This is a genomic window from Micromonospora sp. NBC_00421 (assembly GCF_036017915.1).
Classification (GTDB): domain Bacteria; phylum Actinomycetota; class Actinomycetes; order Mycobacteriales; family Micromonosporaceae; genus Micromonospora.
In genome coordinates, this window is the sequence record NZ_CP107929.1 from 1,517,266 (window position 1) to 1,533,454 (window position 16,189).

Here is a 16,189-nt window from a genome sequence, read left to right on the forward strand (position 1 = left end):
GGTCAGCCGGCCGCGTAGGCGTGACGCGAGGTCCGCTCGGCGAGCCACAGCCAGCGGCGCTGCACCTCGCCGCCGGTGGCCGCCACCATGGCGAGGGCGTCGGAAGACACGGCGGTCAACGCCGTAGCGGTCACCGCCGGATCGTCGAGCAGCGCCGCGCCGTCGCGGAACGCCTCCGCCTCGGCCGCACCGCCGAACCGGGGGGCGACCTCGTCCCGCCAGAAGTCGGCCCAGGCCAGCTCCGGGTTCCAGGAGAACCGGGCGTACGCCAGGTAGCTGATCTCGTTGGTCGGGTGGTACGCGGACGGCTCGGCGAAGATGGTCAACCCGCGCAGCCCGGCCGCCCCGGACCGGGCCGCCATGTCGGCGTACATCTCGGGCACCCAGGAGTGGCGCTGCCGGTTCCACTGTGAACCGGCGTGGGTGCGCAGCACGTTCGTGGTGTGCGGGAGCCGCTCGACGTGCGCGGCGGTCAACCGGTCCCGCTGCTCGTACCAGAAGGCCCGGTTCACGCAGTACTGGTAGGCGACGTCGTCGGGCAGGTCGGCGAGGGGCCGCTGGGCGTCGAGGTCGAAGATGTTGTCCCAGTACACCTCGACGAGGTGGCGCAGCGGCACGCCGGCCGGGCCGGGCCGCCGGGCGGTCTCCAGCAGCGTCGGGTACACCGACCGCATCGCCTCGTACGACCAGGAGGTGCGCTCGCCCCCGGTGCGCGTGGCACACCTGGCGCAGGCGCAACTGCCGTAGTCGCCGGTCTCGAAGTTGATCCCGCCCACCGGCAGGGTGTCGAGCAGCCAGTCGACGGCGTCGCGGTGCCAGGCCAGGTTGTCCGGCTGGGACGGGCAGGCGGCCATCAGGTACTCGCTGGCCGGGAAGTGCAGGTCACCGAACTCGTCGATGTCGAAGCCGACCTTCTTCGGTAGTTCGGCGGCGAGGTCGGGGCGCTGCCGCAGCCAGGTGGCCAGGTTGTAGCGGTGCCGGCCGTCGAAGTAGATCCCGCCGTAGGCGTTGATGCCCACCCCGGCGATGATCCGCACCCCGCGCGCGTTGGCGTACTCGCACAGGTCGCGGGCCGCCTGGACACCACCGTGGGCGTCGCGCAGCAGCCCGTACACGACGATGCCGCCGATCCGCTCGCGGGAGCAGAAGTCGACCAGCCGGCGGTAGTCGGCGCCGAACGCGTCGGCGGACTTCGCGTACGGGTTGAGCGCGCCGATCTCCTGCTGTCCGAGCTGGCGGGTGTCCCAGTTGGTGGAGTGGTCCCAGGTCCACAGGGTGCGCAGCGGCAGCCCGGGGGCGCTGGCGGTGGTGCCGACCGGCAGCCCGGCGGGGGTGGCGGCGGCGACCAGGGCGCGGGCGGCGTGGACCAGGCCGGCGAACGGGTCGCCGGTGAGCCGGATCTCGCCCTGTTCCGGCACCTCGACGCGGTGGCCGCCCTCGGGTAGCGCCGGGTCGGCGGCGAGTCGGACCGGCACCGCGTCGGGACCGCCCTCGCCCCACGCCTCGCGGAGCAGGTCGGCGGCGAACGGGGCGGCTGCGGCCCCGAGCACCCGTACCCCGGAAATCTGGCGGAACGACGACATCATGACCTCCCGATGGTCGGTGCGGTGGCGGCGAGGTAGTCGACCACGTCGAGCGCGGTCCACACCCCGTGTCGCCAGTAGGGGTCCTGTTCGAGGTGGGCGCGGGCGGCGGGCGCGTCGGCGGCCCGCAGCACCAGCACCGAGGCGCGCAGGTCGGCGTGCGCCCCGACGACGAGGGCGGTGCCGTCGACGAGCAGGGCACGCATGTGCGCCAGGTGCGCGGCCCGGTGCGGTTCCCGCCGGGCGGCGGCGTCGGCGGCGAAGGTGGCGGTGACCAGATAGGTCGGGGTGAAGCGCAGGTCCGCGCCGGGGTCGCCGGCCGGGCCGGTGGGGCGGGCCGGGCCAGGGTCGGCGGGCCTCACGCGTCGGCCCCGATCGCGCCGAGCAGCCGTTGCATCGCGACCCGGTAGACGGTCTGCGGGCGGCCGGCGCCGGTGCTGACGTGCACCCCGACCTCCTCGGCGAAGCCGGCCGCCCGCAACGCGTTGAGCAGCCGGCGGGCCGAGCGGGCCTCCACGCCGTACGCGTCGGCGAGCCCCCGGGCGGTGATCTGGTCGGGGTCCATCTGGTGCAGGGCCTCCAGCAGCCGGCGGGTGGACAGCGGCCCGATCCGCAACTGCTCGGAGACGCGCAGCATGCCCGGGCCGGTCTCGCGCAGCCGGGGACGCACGGCGATCTCCCGGCTGGAGTGGACCTCCCCGTCGGGGAAGACGACGTGAGTGTCGCCGCTGTGCCGACCGAGGGCCAGGGCCTTGCGGGCGTTGTCCTCGGCGGCGGCGATGGTGGTGCCGGCACCGAAGCCGACGGCGTGTTCGACGTCGACGCCGCGCAGGGTGAGCAGGGAGGCGTGTCCGTCGCGGTGCCGGGCCAGGGCGCTCTCCACCGTGCCCCGGGTGGTGGTGATCACCATCGTCCGGTCGTCGATGGTGGCCAGCCGACCGCGCATCCGCTCGGCGTGTTCCAGCAGCGCCTCGCGTACCCGCAACCGCTGCCGTTCGGCCTGGTACGGGTCCTGCACCCGGTGCGTGGGGACGCCCAGGTCGACCATCATCACCGCGATCTGGGTGGCCCGGGACTGGCGTACCTCGGCGGCGAGCCAGGCGCGACGCAGCGCGTCGCGGACCGACGCCCGGGTGTGTTCGACACGCCACACCGGTACCCCGCTGTCGACGAGGTCCCGGTGTACCGCGCCGAGGCAGGTCAGGCAGGCCTCGACCGCACCGGAGGCGTACCGCTCCCGGTGGTAGGCGGTGATCTCGTCGAGGCCGGAGAAGAGCAGGCCGGAGGAGTCGGCGATGGGCAGGATCTCGGTGGGCGGCTCGACCTCGATGTCGTGGTAGGTCTCCCGGACGGTCTCCGCTTCGATGGTGTCGACGCTGACCCGGGGCAGTCGTCCACCGGTGGCGAGCAGCATCCGTGACAGCGTGCGGTAGAGGTCGATACCGGCGTGCGGGACGTAGTCGATCTCGGCCCGCAGCTCCCCGGTGGCGTTGGCGAAGGCGTATGGGATGCGCCCGGTGAACAGCAGTACCTGGCACACCTCGTCCAGCTCCCGGGCCAGATCGGGGGCCTGCTCCGGGCGGGTGTACGCGCGGGTGGTGACCGCCTCCGCGCGGCCCTCCCCGGCCGCGACCTCCCGGACGAGCCGGATCGAGTCCTCCGGACCGATGATCCCGATCACGATAGTGCCTCCACGTGAGTGTGCCGCTGGCCTGGTGGGTGGGGTGCTCAGCCGGTCCAGACCGTGCCGGTGAGGCCGGCGCTCGCCGGCGACGCCAGCAGGACCAGCGCCGAGGCGACGTCCTCCGGGCGACCCAGCGCGGCTTCGACGGCGGCGATCCGTCCGTCGTCGGTGCCGTTGGCCCGTGCCTCGGCCAGCGACAGTCGCATCAGCGGCGTGTCGATGTCGCCGGGGCAGAGCGCGTGCACCCGGATCCCCTGTGGACCGAGCTGGCGGGCCAGGGTGAGCGCCAGACCGTGCAACCCTCCCTTGCTCGCGCCGTAGGGTACCGAGCCGGAGCCGACCTGCACGCCCGCCTTCGAGCCGACCAGCACGAGCACCCCGCCGTCGGGGCGCAGGTGCCGGGCGGCGTGCTTGGCGACCAGGAAGGGACCGGTGAGGTTGACGGCGATCACCTGGGCCCAGAGCGCGACCGACACGTCCCGGACGTCGAGACCCTGCCCGCGCATCACCCCGGCGACGTGCAGCACGGCGTCGATCCCGCCGAGGTCGGCGGCGGCGGCGTCGAGCGCCTCGGCGACCTCGGTCTCGACGGTGACGTCCACCCGGTGCGCGCAGGCCCGGCCGCCGGTGTCGCGGACCTGCGCGGCGGCGGTGTCCGCGCCGGCGGCGTCGGCGTCGAGGACGGCGACCGCCGCGCCGGCCGCCGCGGCGGCGGCGACGGTGGCCCGGCCGATGCCGGACGCACCGCCGACGACGACCACCCGCCGGCCGGCGAGCAGACCGGCGGGTGCGGTACCGGCGGTGGCGACGCCGGCCGGCGGGGTGCCGTCGTACGGGCCCGCGCCGACCGGCCGTTCGTCGCGTGGGCCCGCGGCGGCGGGCGGGACGGCGTCGTTCACGCCCGGACCGTCCGGCGGACGGCGTCGGCGACGGTGGCCGCCTCGGGCACCACGACCGCCTGGAGGGCGGGCGCGGCGGGCATCGGCACGTCGGGGGCGGCGACCCGGGCGATCGGGGCGCGCAGGTCGGTGAAGCACTCGGCGGCGGCGCGGGCGGCGATCTCCGCGCCGAACCCGCCGGTCAGGTTCGCCTCGTGCGCGACGACCAGCCGGCCGGTGCGGGACACCGACGTGGCGACCGTGTCGAAGTCGAGCGGGTTGAGCCAGCGCAGGTCCACCACCTCGACGTCGATGCCCTCCTCGGCCAGGGTGCCGGCGGCGTCGAGCGCCGCCGACACCATCCGGGACCAGGCCACGACGGTGACGTCGGTGCCGGGGCGGACCACCCGGGCCCCGCCGACGGGCTCGACCGGGGCGTCGGTGCGCACCTGGCCCCGGGTCGGGTAGAGCATCCGGGCCTCGGCGACCACCACCGGGTCGTCGCTGACCACGGCCGTGCGCAGCATCTGGTACGCGTCGTCCGGGGTGGCCGGCAGCGCGACCCGCAGCCCTGCGGTGTGCGCGAAGTACGCCTCCGGCGAGTGCGAGTGCTGGGCGCACGCCCCGGGGGAGTAGCCCTGCTGCATCCGGATCACCAGCGGGGCCTTCCAGCGGCCGGCGCTGGAGTAGTGGATGGTGGCGATCTGGTTGACGATCTGGTCCATCGCCACGAACGAGAAGTCGGCGTACATGATCTCGGCGATCGGCCGCAGCCCGGTCATTGCCGCGCCGAGGGCCATGCCGAGGAAACCCGTCTCGGAGATCGGGGTGTCGAAGATCCGCTCGGAGCCGAACCGCTTGTGCAGCCCCTTGGTCGCGCCGAACGGCCCGCCGGGCAGCGCGACGTCCTCGCCGAAGTAGATGGTGTCGGTCCGGCTGTCCAGGGCCCAGGTGAGGGCGGCGTTGACGGCCTGGATGTAGCGCAGCGACTCAGACATAGACGTGCTCCTCGGCGGTCGCCGGGTCCGGGTGGGGGACGGCGCGGGCGGCGGTGACGGCGGTTTCGATCTCGGCGGACACCTCGGCGTCGATGGCGTCGAGCCGGGCGGCCAGGTCGGCGTCGGCGGCCTGGCGGATGCGGGCCAGCGGCTCGCGTTGCCGGGCGGCGGCGATCTCGCCGGCCGGGCGGTAGTGCTGCGCGTCGCCGCTGTAGTGGCCGACGAGCCGTTCGGTCATCGCCTCCACGATGGACGGGCCGGAGCCCTCCCGGGCCCGGTCGACGGCCTCGGTGACCGCCTCGGCGACGGCGTCGGGGTCGTTGCCGTCGACCACCCGGCCGGGCAGGCCGTAGCCGGCGGCACGTTCGGCGAGCTGCCGGACGCGCACCATGTCGGAGATCCGGGACATCTCGGAGTAGACGTTGTTCTCCACCACCAGCACCAGCGGCAGGTCGAGCACGGCGGCGAGGTTGAGCGCCTCGTGCACGTTGCCCTGATTCATCGCGCCGTCGCCGATGCTGACCACGCTGACCGCCCCGCTGCCGGTGCGTTGCGCGGTGAGCGCCGCGCCGGTGGCGATCGGCACGCCGGCGCCGACGATGGAGTTCTCGCCGACGAACCAGCGTCCCGGGTCGGACAGGTACGGCGAGGCCGCCCGTCCGCCGCACAGCGCGGAGTCGCGTCCCATCATCTCGGCGAACAGGCCGGTCAGGTCGACGCCGCGGGCGATCGCCCAGCCGTGGCCACGGTAGGTGGCGGTGACGTGGTCGCCGTCGCGCAGCGCCCGGCACGCGCCGACCGGGATGGCCTCCTGGCCGTTGCACAGGTGGATCGAGCCCGGGATCTCGCCGGCGTCCTTGAGGGCGGTCAGCCGCTCCTCGAACCGGCGGATCCGGGCCATCAGCCGATAGTCGTCGAGCTGCCCCATCACACCCCCAGAGATAATTGAGCCCTATTCCGGCTCGTTGGTTGAGGAGCCTAGACCAGCAGTCCAAGGCTATGGAAGAGTGCACAAGCAAGTTTGTGGCCGTTATTGGTCTCTAATTTGGGGGAGTCGGCATGGAGATCGTCGAGGTGGAGTCGGCGGTACGCGGGGACGCGCACTTCGTCCAGGTACGCACGTCCGACGGGCGGACCGGGGTGGGCCAGTCCGCGTGCTGGGGATATCCCGACGCGGTGCACGCCGTGGTGCAGACGTTCCGGCCGTACCTGCTCGGGGCCGACCCGGACCGCATCGAGCACCACTGGCACCACCTCTACCGGATGGGCCCGTTCCGGGGCTCGGTGCTCACCGCCGCCGTCTCCGCCGTCGACCTGGCGCTGTGGGACCTGCTGGGCAAGCGGCTCGGGGTGCCGGTGTGGCAGCTGCTCGGCGGCCGGGTGCGCGACCGCATCCGGCTGCACCTGCTGCTGCCCGGCACCGGCGCGCAGGCGCTCGCCGAACAGGCCGCCGCCGCGGTCGCCGACGGCTTCACCGCCGTGAAGTTCGACCCGCTGCCGGCAGCCTACGGTGACCTGTCGCAGGCCCGGCTGGTCGCCGAGACCGAGGCCACCACGGCCGCCGTCCGTGACACCGTCGGCCCGGACGTCGACCTGCTCATCGAGCTGCACCGCAAGCTCACCCCGTTGCAGGCGCAGGCGGTGGTGCCGGCGCTGGCCCGGCACCTGCCGCTGCTGGTCGAGGACCCGATCCAGATCGACAGTGTGAGCAGCCAGGCCGAGGTGGGCCGGCGGGCGCCGGGGGTGCCGATGGCCAACGGGGAGCGGCTGCACACCATCTGGGAGTTCAAGGAGCTGCTGGCGCAGGGCGGCGCGCAGTATGTCCGGCCCGACGTCGGGCTGGCCGGCGGGCTCAGCCACGCCCGGAAGATCGCCGCGCTGGCCGAGGCGCACCACGCGGCCGTGGTCACCCACAACTGCCTCGGCCCGCTGCTCACCATGGCCTCGGTGCAGCTCGACACGGTCATCCCGAACTTCGTCACCCAGGAGTACTCGCCGCTGGACGACCAGCTCGCCGACGGCCCGGCCCGCGCCTGCGTCCGGCGCGACGGCGGGTTTCTGCCGGTGCCGCAGGAGCCCGGCCTGGGCGTGACGCTCGACCTGGCCGACACCCGGCCACTGGACCTGACCGGTCGGCCGCTGACCCGCATCCCGCTGCGCGCCGACGGTTCGGTGGCGTACGCGGTCTGATGGCGGGCACCGCGACGGCCCGGCGGGGACCTCCCCACCGGGCCGTCGCGGCCTGGTCGCGCCCGTCACGGCGGCGGCTGCCCCGGATGGTGGAACACCGGGTACGCCCAGAGCGGCTCGCCGTCGGCGTCGGCGATCTCGGCGAACAGGTGGGCCAACGACGCAGTCCAACGGGCCTGCACCGGCGAGGCGGCGGTGACCGCGCGGGCGTCGGCGAAACCCCGGCGGGTCCGCAGCACACAGATCAGCAGCAGGCCGTGCCGGTAGATGTGGTAGTCGTAGACGCCCGCCTCGTCGAGCAGCGCGGACAGCTCCGGCCACGCCCGGGCGTGCCGCCGCTCGTATTCGGCCTCCGCGCCGGGGCGCAGCCGGTAGAGGTGGCACACCTGCTCACCCGGCCCGGCCGCCCCACTCACCGACGCCCCCACCGGACCGGGCCGACCGTCGTCACCCGGACCGGGCCGACCGCCGCCACCCGGGCACAGCCGGTCGGGGTCACCCGGGTTCGGCCGGTCGGGGTCACTTGCCGGAGCCGGCGAGCGCGCCGGAGACGAGTTGCCGCTGGAAGACCAGGTAGACGATCAGCACCGGCAGCAGCGCCACGATCAGGCCGGCGCTGACCAGCGGCACCGACACGTCGTACTGGCCGCTGAGCAGGGAGACGCCGACCATCAGCGTCTTGCTGTCCGAGCCGCCCATGATGACAAGCGGCAGCAGCAGGTCGTTCCACATCCAGACGAAGTTGAAGATGGCCAGCGCCGCGATGGCCGGGGTGGCGATCGGGGCGAGCAGCCGGAACAGGATGGTCAGGTGTCCCGCGCCGTCGACCCGGGCCGCCTCGATCAGCTCGTCGGGCACCTGCTGGAAGTAGCCGGCGAGCTGGTAGGTGCCCAGCGGCAGCCCGAACGCCGCGTACGCCAGGATCAGGCCCTGGTACTGGCCGGACATGCCCAGGTCCAGCACCGTCTGGTAGAGCGGGTAGATGATCGCCTGGCTGGGGATGGTCAGCGTCACGATGATCAGCAGGAAGACCACCTTGCCGCCCCGGAACCGCAGCTTGGTCACCGCGTACGCGACCAGCAGGGCGGCGAGCACCGACAGCACCAACCCGCCGAGCGTGGTGATCAGCGAGTTGAGCAGCAGCCGGGGCATGTCCATCCGGCGGAACGCCTCCAGGTAGTTCTCGAAGGTGATCCCGGCCGGCAGGCCCAGCGGGTCGTCGGCGAAACCGGACTGGGTCTTCACGGAGCTGACCACGGTGAACAGCAGCGGGTAGATCGCCGCGACGGCGACGACGACAAGCGCGAAGGTCAGCAGGTAGCGCCCGATCCGGGCGAAGTGTCGCGGGTTCATCGCGGCTTACGCGTCCCCTCGGTGAACATGTGCCGGACGCTGAAGATCGACAGCACGGCGACGAAGACGAACAGGGCGATGCCGATGGCGGAGCCGTAGCCGCGGTCCAGGAACTGGAAGGTGGTGAGGAAGACCAGGTACTCGGGGAGCATGGTGGCGTCCCCCGGGCCGCCCTGGGTCAGCGCGTAGATCAGCGGGAACAGCCAGATCAGCACGCCCGAGGCGCAGAGCACGCTCCAGTACGCCACGGTCGGGCGCAGCATCGGCACGACCACCGACCACAGCCGCCGGAAGAACCCGGCACCGTCCAGGTAGGCCGCCTCCAGGGTCTCCTCGGGGATGGTGGCCAGGCCGGCGAGGTAGGTCATCACCCCGAGCCCGAAGAAGCTCCACAGGGCGACCGCCACCAGCGAGAACAACGCGCTGTAGCGGCCGTTGAGCCACTCGATCGCGAGCGGTTCCAGGCCGACGAAGCGCAGCAGGGCGTTCAGCGGCCCGTCGGGGGCGAGGATCTGCCGGAACATGATGCCGACCACGATCGGCGCGATGGTGTACGGCACGAAGTACACCGCCCGGAAGAACTTCCACCCGGGCGACCGCTGGTGGATCAGCAACGCCAGGATCAGCGGGAGCACGATCCACACCGGCAGGGTCGCCACCACCAGCAGCGCGTTGCGGAAGCTGGTGAGCACCATCGGGTCGTCGAACATCCGGGTGTAGTTGTCCGCCCCGGCGAACTCGCCGCCACCGAAGCCGCTTGACGACTCGAAGCTGGTGATCACCCCGCGTACCAGCGGCACCAGCTTGAACAGCACGGCCAGGACGAGGGCGGGGAGCACCAGCGCGGCACCGAGCCACCACTCCCGGGCCCGCCCGGGGCGGGGCGGCCGCCGGGTCGGCGCGGGCGGGGCGTCGGCGCCCACCGGGTCCGACACCGGCGCGGTGGAGATCGTCATCAGGGTTCCTCTCCCCGGGTCGGGCGGGCGGGGCGACACCACGTCGCCCCGCCCGCCGGTGGTTACTTGCCCTGCTTCTTGGTGGGGCTGCGCTCCAGCGCCTGCTGCATCTGGTCGGCCCACTTGTCCACGGTGAGCTGGCCGAGGGTGACCTGCTGCCAGCCCCGGGCCAGGGCGTCGGCCTCCGGGCCGGAGAGCATCACGCCGGCGTGCAGGGTCGGCTGGGCGACCAGCTCCTGGATCTTGACGAAGGCCGGCGACGACGGCAGCAGCGCCTTGTCGACGGTCTTGTTCAGCGGCTGTCCCTTGCCGTACTTCACCCAGAGCTCGCCGTTCTCCTTACCGGCGAGCCAGCTGATGAACTCCAGGCCGGCCTGCTTCTTCTCGCTCCACTGGGTGACCCCGTAGACCGCGCCCTCGATGCCGGAGAACTTGCCGGCGAGCGGCGCGGCCGGGTCGATCGTCGGCCACCGGGTGACGCCGAGCTTGTCGTCGCCGAGGGCCTTGCCGAACGCCTCCCAGTTCACCGCGTCGGAGATGATGGTGCCGGCGAACGCGGCGTCGCCGCGCTGGAAGATGTCCGCGCCGTCGGGGAGCATGGTGATCGACGGGGCGTTCTTGTTGGCCCAGCCCTTGGTGGTGATCTCGGCCAGCTTGCCGAGCACCGACACCAGCTTCGGGTCCTTCCAGGACAGCTTCCCGGCGAGCAGCGCCCGGATGTCGTCCTCGGTGAGGTAGTTGCGGGCGATCTCCGGGAAGTCCCAGTAGGCGGGGAAGGTGCCGGACAGGCCCAGCGCCAGGCAGGTCTTGCCGGCCTTCTTCACCGCCTCGCAGGCGGCCCCGAACTCGTCCCAGGTGGCCGGGGGCTGCTCCGGGTTCAACCCGGCGGCGGTCAGGACGGCCTTGTTGTAGTACAGGACGTTGCCCTGGTAGGAGAACGGCACCCCGTAGCAGGTCTTGCCGGTGTCGAAGCCCTCGCAGGCCCCGCTGTAGGTGACCAGGTCCTTGGTGATCTCGGCGGCCTTGTCACCCAGCGGCACGTACGCCCCGCGCCTGTCGAAGAGCTCCAGCCCGGCGTTGTTGGCCATCACGTCCGGCCCCGACTGCGAGGTGATGTAGGGGCCCTGCACCTCGGGGTACTTGTCGAACGGGACGGACTGCATCTCCAGCTTGATGTCCGGGTGGCTGCCCTCGAAGCTGGTCTTGACCTGCTTCCAGTACTCGGCGCCGCCCGGCTCCCAGGTCAGCACCTTGAGGGTGACCGGGCCGTCGGCGGCGTCGTCGCCACCGCATCCGGTCAGCAGGGCGGCGGCGGCCATGCCGGCGGCGAGGACGCCGGCCAATCTCCGTCGAAACATCGGTTTTAGCTCCTGTCACAAGTGGGGGGGCTCAGGGGAGTCGGCGGACCGCGCCGCCGCTGTCGGCGCTGCCGGCCACGGCCTCGGCGACCTGCACCACGTGCAGTCCGTCGGCGAGCGGGACGACAGCCGTCGGTGCGGTGCCGTCGATCCGGCTCAGGAAGTGCCGCAGCTCGGCGGCGAGCGCGCCGCCGCCGTCGACCGGGGACAGCAGCCAGTCCGGCGCCTCGGTCGGCTCGCCCTGGACGAGCAGCGTGGGGTGGCCGAGGTCGACGTGGGCGACCCCGTCGGTGCCGTACACCTCGACCAGGTCCGAGGTGTGGTGGGGGGTGCTCTCGGGAAGCAGGTAGCTGTTGCGGATCGACGACACCACGTCGTTGGCGTGTCGCAGCTCCGCCCACACCAGGACCGGGGTCGCCGATCCGGGTCGGGTCCGGGCCGCCGCGCGGACCTCGACCACTGGCGCTCCGGCGTACCAGAGGGCCAGGTCGATGTCGTGGACGGCGGTGAGCAGCGCGGGGTGTTCGCGCGGGAAGAGCCGACTCAGGGTGCGGGGCCGGTCACGGCGGGACGACACGGCGAGCACGTCGCCGAGCCGGCCGGCGCGGATCGCGTCGTGCAGGGCCCGGTGCGGTGGGCTGTGCCGCAGGAGGTGCCCCGGCTGGCAGAGCACCCCGGTGCGCTCGGCGGTGGCGACGATGGCGGCGGCGTCGGCGACTGTGGTGGCGAGCGGCTTCTCCACCAGCACCGGCACTCCGGCGTCGAGCAGCGTCACGGCCACCGTCCGGTGCGCCGGGCCGGGCACGCAGACCGAGGCGGCGTCCGGCGTCGCGTCGGCGAGCAGCTCGGCGACGTCGGCGTACGTCCGCGGCACCTGGTACTGCGCGGCCACCCGGGCGCGGGTCGCGGCGTCCGGCTCGACCAGGGCGGCCACCGGCACGCCGAGCGACCGGTACCCGGCCAGGTGCCGGACTCCGAACGCCCCGGCCCCGATCACCGCCACCGACGGGCTCATGCCCCGACCGCCTCGACGGTGCCGGCACGGTCACCCGTGCCGGGCTGGCCGGCCCCGGCGTCCCCGTGACCGTCGGGAGCGGCCAGCCGGCCGTCGAGCACCGCCCGGGTGAGCCGCTCCAGGGCGGCCACCCCGACGCCGAGGCAGCGTTCGTCGACGTCGAAGGCGCCGGAGTGCAGCGGTGCGCCGCCCTGCTCGCCGGTGACGCCCAGCTTGACGTACAGGCTGGGGCCGAGCGCGGCGAGCAGCGCGAAGTCGTCGGTGGTCAGCGGGGGTTCGGTGAGGTCGGCGAGCTCGACCACCCCGGGCAGCTCGGCGCGGGCGAGCGCCACCAGGGCCGCCGCGTTGCGGACCGGGGGCATCTCGTTGGCCCAGGTGAACCGCAGCCCGAGGTCGAGCGCGGCGGCCTGCTGCCGGGCGATCCGCTCGATGACCTCCTTGAGCCGGGCGCGGACGGCCTCGTCGTGGGTGCGCAGCGTGCCGGTGGCCTCGGCCCGCTCGGCGACCTGGCTCTGGCTGGCCCCACCGGAGATGGTGCCGATGTTGAAGGCCACCAGCTCGTGCGGGTTGCGGGAGCGGGCCACCCCGGCGTGCAGCAGGTTGACGATGCCGGCGAGGCCGAGGATGGCGTCCCGGCCCAGGGCCGGGGTGGCGGCGTGCGCGGCCCGGCCGGTCACCTCGAAGCGGAAGGCGTCCTTGGCCGCCATCGCGGTCAGCCGGTCCACCCCGATCGTCCCCACCGGCAGGTCCGGCCAGCAGTGCAGGCCGAGGACGGCGTCGAAGCGCCTGTCGCGCAGGGCCTCGTCGGCGAGCACCGCGGCGGCGCCGGAGGTCGCGCCGAAGGGGATCTCCTCGGCCGGTTGGAACAGCACGGTCACCGAGCCCCGGGCGGGCGGGTCGGCGGCGAGCCGGGCGGCGACACCGGCCATCACGGTCATGTGCACGTCGTGCCCGCAGGCGTGGCAGACGCCCGGGTTGGTCGACGCCCAGGGCACCTGCTTGGCGTCCTGCACCGGATAGGCGTCCATATCGGCCCGAAGCAGCACCGAGGGTCCTTCGGTACGTCCTTCGATCTCCGCGAGCAGGCCGGTGCCGGCGACGCCGGTGCGGACCCGGGCGATCGGCGCGAGCCGCCCGGCGAGCACGGCAGCGGTCTGCTGTTCAGTGAACCGCAGCTCGGGGTGCTGGTGGAGCTGCCGACGCAGCCGTACCAGATCGTCAACGTCCTCGTGCGCCTGCACCACGCGGTCCACTCCTCGCCTGCGTCCGATAATCCGGACCTAATTGAGACAAGAACCTAAGCGAGGGGTCCTCCCGCGTCAATGGGCAGCTCAGAATCGGTTAGGGTCCGGCCATGGAACGCGCCGACGCCCACCTGCACCTGTTCGCCGACGGTTATCCCGGCCGGTACGGAAGGTCACCGGCCGGGGGTGACGAACTCGCCGTCTACCGGACGTTGCGCCACGAACACCGCATCGCGCGGGCCCTCGTGGTCGGCTACGAGGGTGGCCCGGAGTTCACCGGCAACAACCGGCACCTGGCCCGGCTCGCGGCGGCGCACGACTGGATCGCCCCGCTGGCGTACGTTCCGGTCACCGGCGTCGACCCCGCCGGGCTGGACCGCTTCCGGTCGGCGGGGTTCGCCGGCATCGCGGCGTACCTGCCCGACCCGGCCGCCGCCGACACCTTCGCCGGCTGGCTGGCGCGGACCGCCGGGACGCTCAACGACACCGCGACGCTGCTCAGCCTCAACGCCCCACCCGAGGCGGCCGGACGGCTCGGCCCGGCGTTGGCCGGCCTCGACGGGTGCCCGGTGCTGTTCAGTCACCTCGGCCTGCCCGGCCGGCAGCCGACCGTCCCGGACCTTTCGGCCGCCGCCGACCGGCTCGCCCCGCTGACCGACCTGGCCCGGCTGCCCCACGTCGGGGTCAAGGTCTCCGGCCTGTACGCCGTCAGCGACCCCGCCGAGGGCTACCCGCACGCCGCCGCCCGGCCCTTCGTCGAGACGCTGCTGCACCACTTCGGGGCGCAACGGCTCTACTGGGGTTCCGACTTCGCCCCCAGCCTCGACCACGTGTCGTTCGCGCAGACCCTGCACCCGGTCGGGCTCGACGGGCTCTCCACCGCCGAGGCGGCCGACGTGTTCGGCGGCAACCTGCGCCGCGCGCTGCGCCGCTGGGCGGCCGGGAGCGGCCCGGGAACGACGCCGACCGGCCCGGTCGACTGAATCGGCCCGACACCGTGGAGCCGTCCGGCCCGGCCGCCGACCGGGCCGCCCCCGTGGACCTTGTGGGGCGGCCCGGTCGACCGGTCGTCGCGGGGTGGTCAGGCTACGGGCGCTCCACTGCTGGTTCTGCTGACCGTTGCGGGACCAGAGGATGAGCTTGGTCCCGTTGGCGGTGGCGACGCCGCTGGCGTCGAGGCACACGGCTTCGACCGGGTCTCGGTCAACGACATCGCCGCGGCGGCTGTCGCCGACGCCGACCGGGCATTCGCCCGACTGCGGTCCGGCGTCGACGACACCACGCGGGACGGCCCGTAGGGTGGTTCGGGTGGGGTGAGCCCGCGTGTCCACCAGCGACAGCCCGGGGCCCGCCGCGTTCGAGCGGGTGCGGATTCGCGGACTGCGTTAACACTTGACGTCATCGATGTTAGCGATAACGTACGGAGGTCAGTGCCGCACTGCCACCCGCCACCCCGAGGTGATCAGTTGAAGCGTCGTACCCTGCTGTCCGCCACCGGCGCCGCCGTCGCCGGGGCGACCCTGCTGCGTCCCTCGACCGCGTCTGCCGCCCCCGGCGACGGCTACGCCATGGCGTACTTCACCGAGTCACCGAGCATGACCGCCGCCAACTACGGGCTGCACCTCGCCGTCAGCACCGACGGCCTGAACTGGACCCCGCTGAACCAGAACCGGCCCGTCGCCACCCCGACGCTGGGCAGCCGGGGCCTGCGCGACCCGTTCATCCTGCGCAAGCAGACCGGCGGGTTCGTGGTGCTCGCCACCGACCTCAACGGCACCGACTGGAACTACCAGAGCCAGTACCTGCACGTCTGGGACTCCACCGACCTGCGCACCTTCACCGGGTACCGGCTGTTGAAGGTGCACTCCCTCGCCACCCACGCCTGGGCCCCCGAGGCGTACTGGGACGCCGGGCGCGGGCGGTACGCGGTCGTCTACTCCGCGGTCACCGGCGGCCGCAACGTGCTGATGGTGAACTACACCAGCGACTTCGTGACCGCGTCCGCCCCGCAGACGTTCTTCGACCCCGGCTACGACGCCATCGACGGCAGCTTCGTCAGCGTCAACGGGGTCAACTACATGTACTTCAAGAACAACACGAACAGCACCCTGCTCGGCACCCGCTCGACCACCCTCGACCCGGGCAGCTTCAGCATCCACACCGCCGCCATCGGCCCCGGCCGGGGCGTCGAGGCACCGCAGATCGTCAAGTCCCACACCGCGGACACCTGGTACCTGTGGGGCGACACGTGGAGCCCCAACGGCCGGTTCTTCTGCTGGCAGACCACCAACGTGGCCGGCGGCGCGTGGAGCCTGCTCAACGACCGGTCGTATACCCAGCCGCTGAACTCCAAGCACCCGGGCATCACCCCGCTCACCTCGGCCGAGGTGACCGCGCTCACCGTCGCCTGGGGTGTGCCGGCGTGGAACCGGGTGAAGTCGTACAACTTCCCGGACCGCTACGTGCGGCACGGCGACAACGTCGGGCGGATCGACGCGTACCCCTTCGACCCTTACCAGGACCAGCTGTGGACGCTGGTGCCGGGCCTGGCCGATCCGGCCGGGGTGTCGTTCCGCTCGGTGAACTATCCGGACCGGTACCTGCGCCACTACGACTACGCGATCCGGCTGGCGGCGAACGACGGCACGAGCGCCTTCCGGGCCGACGCGACGTTCCACCGGACGGCCGGCTTCGCCGACGCGTCCTGGACATCGTTCCGCTCGTACAACTTCCCGGATCGCTACCTGCGCCACTACGACTACCTGCTGCGCATCGACCCGATCACGAGCGGCTCGCCGGCCACCGACAAGCAGGACGCCACGTTCCGGATCGGATACTGACAGCCGACGGAACCGACGGGCCGAGGAGGCAGCGGCGCGCCGGCCGGCGGACCACGCGGGCGCCGGGACCGCCGCCCCTCTATCCTGGCG

The 16,189-nt window shown here is 73.1% G+C and carries 15 protein-coding genes; 3 read left to right on the forward strand and 12 right to left on the reverse strand.

All coding sequences use genetic code 11. The features are described 5' to 3' along the window. Nucleotides 1–2: 2 nt before the first annotated feature. From OHQ87_RS06535 to OHQ87_RS06560, 6 genes are read right to left on the reverse strand one after another with little or no spacing between them, the layout of a single operon-like run. Nucleotides 3–1,583: a hypothetical protein gene (locus OHQ87_RS06535; RefSeq protein ID WP_328345873.1), complete on the reverse strand. Its 1,581-nt coding sequence runs from the start codon at nucleotides 1,581–1,583 to the stop codon at nucleotides 3–5. Further along, the gene (locus OHQ87_RS06540; RefSeq protein WP_328345875.1) at nucleotides 1,583–1,945 is read right to left on the reverse strand and encodes a YciI family protein; all 363 of its coding nucleotides are present in this window, start codon (nucleotides 1,943–1,945) and stop codon (nucleotides 1,583–1,585) included. The genes OHQ87_RS06535 and OHQ87_RS06540 overlap by 1 nt, the downstream gene beginning before the upstream one ends. Further along, complete coding sequence (locus tag OHQ87_RS06545; RefSeq protein WP_328345877.1) at nucleotides 1,942–3,264, reverse strand: hypothetical protein; 1,323 nt, start codon at nucleotides 3,262–3,264, stop codon at nucleotides 1,942–1,944. The genes OHQ87_RS06540 and OHQ87_RS06545 overlap by 4 nt, the downstream gene beginning before the upstream one ends. 47 nt (nucleotides 3,265–3,311) lie before the next feature. Beyond that, nucleotides 3,312–4,166 carry an SDR family NAD(P)-dependent oxidoreductase gene (locus OHQ87_RS06550; RefSeq protein ID WP_328345879.1) on the reverse strand — a complete coding sequence of 285 codons (855 nt, stop codon included), beginning with the start codon at nucleotides 4,164–4,166 and terminating at the stop codon, nucleotides 3,312–3,314. Beyond that, a complete protein-coding gene (locus OHQ87_RS06555) occupies nucleotides 4,163–5,143 on the reverse strand; it encodes an alpha-ketoacid dehydrogenase subunit beta (protein WP_328345881.1) in 981 nt (326 codons plus the stop codon). Before OHQ87_RS06555 ends, OHQ87_RS06550 begins: the two co-directional genes overlap by 4 nt. Beyond that, nucleotides 5,136–6,071, reverse strand: a complete 936-nt coding sequence (locus OHQ87_RS06560) for a thiamine pyrophosphate-dependent dehydrogenase E1 component subunit alpha (protein ID WP_328345883.1) — start codon at nucleotides 6,069–6,071, stop codon at nucleotides 5,136–5,138. Before OHQ87_RS06560 ends, OHQ87_RS06555 begins: the two co-directional genes overlap by 8 nt. A gap of 131 nt (nucleotides 6,072–6,202) precedes the next feature. Between OHQ87_RS06560 and OHQ87_RS06565 the strand changes: the two genes are divergently transcribed. Then, nucleotides 6,203–7,333: a mandelate racemase/muconate lactonizing enzyme family protein gene (locus tag OHQ87_RS06565; protein ID WP_328345885.1), complete on the forward strand. Its 1,131-nt coding sequence runs from the start codon at nucleotides 6,203–6,205 to the stop codon at nucleotides 7,331–7,333. Between the two features lie 65 nt (nucleotides 7,334–7,398). Here OHQ87_RS06565 and OHQ87_RS06570 read toward each other — a convergent pair whose 3' ends face one another. The 6 genes from OHQ87_RS06570 to OHQ87_RS06595 all read right to left on the reverse strand — a co-directional run bounded on the left by OHQ87_RS06570 (nucleotide 7,399) and on the right by OHQ87_RS06595 (nucleotide 13,259). Beyond that, nucleotides 7,399–7,749 (reverse strand): L-rhamnose mutarotase, encoded by a 351-nt coding sequence (locus OHQ87_RS06570; RefSeq protein WP_328345887.1) that lies wholly within the window; start codon nucleotides 7,747–7,749, stop codon nucleotides 7,399–7,401. A 103-nt stretch (nucleotides 7,750–7,852) separates the two neighbouring features. Next, complete coding sequence (locus OHQ87_RS06575; RefSeq protein ID WP_302744508.1) at nucleotides 7,853–8,686, reverse strand: carbohydrate ABC transporter permease; 834 nt, start codon at nucleotides 8,684–8,686, stop codon at nucleotides 7,853–7,855. After that, nucleotides 8,683–9,642, reverse strand: a complete 960-nt coding sequence (locus tag OHQ87_RS06580) for a carbohydrate ABC transporter permease (protein ID WP_328345894.1) — start codon at nucleotides 9,640–9,642, stop codon at nucleotides 8,683–8,685. Before OHQ87_RS06580 ends, OHQ87_RS06575 begins: the two co-directional genes overlap by 4 nt. Before the next feature lie 62 nt (nucleotides 9,643–9,704). Beyond that, nucleotides 9,705–11,000, reverse strand: coding sequence for an ABC transporter substrate-binding protein (locus tag OHQ87_RS06585; protein ID WP_328345896.1), 1,296 nt, complete (start codon nucleotides 10,998–11,000; stop codon nucleotides 9,705–9,707). Between the two features lie 31 nt (nucleotides 11,001–11,031). Further along, nucleotides 11,032–12,015: a Gfo/Idh/MocA family protein gene (locus tag OHQ87_RS06590; RefSeq protein WP_328345898.1), complete on the reverse strand. Its 984-nt coding sequence runs from the start codon at nucleotides 12,013–12,015 to the stop codon at nucleotides 11,032–11,034. Beyond that, on the reverse strand, nucleotides 12,012–13,259 hold the full coding sequence (locus tag OHQ87_RS06595) for a M20 metallopeptidase family protein (RefSeq protein ID WP_328345900.1): 1,248 nt from the start codon (nucleotides 13,257–13,259) through the stop codon (nucleotides 12,012–12,014). Before OHQ87_RS06595 ends, OHQ87_RS06590 begins: the two co-directional genes overlap by 4 nt. 110 nt (nucleotides 13,260–13,369) lie before the next feature. Here OHQ87_RS06595 and OHQ87_RS06600 point away from each other — a divergent pair, with 110 nt between their 5' ends. Continuing rightward, nucleotides 13,370–14,242 (forward strand): amidohydrolase family protein, encoded by an 873-nt coding sequence (locus tag OHQ87_RS06600; protein ID WP_328345902.1) that lies wholly within the window; start codon nucleotides 13,370–13,372, stop codon nucleotides 14,240–14,242. Between the two features lie 483 nt (nucleotides 14,243–14,725). Beyond that, nucleotides 14,726–16,099 (forward strand): glycoside hydrolase family 43 protein, encoded by a 1,374-nt coding sequence (locus OHQ87_RS06605; protein WP_328345904.1) that lies wholly within the window; start codon nucleotides 14,726–14,728, stop codon nucleotides 16,097–16,099. The last annotated feature ends 90 nt before the right edge of the window (nucleotides 16,100–16,189 follow it).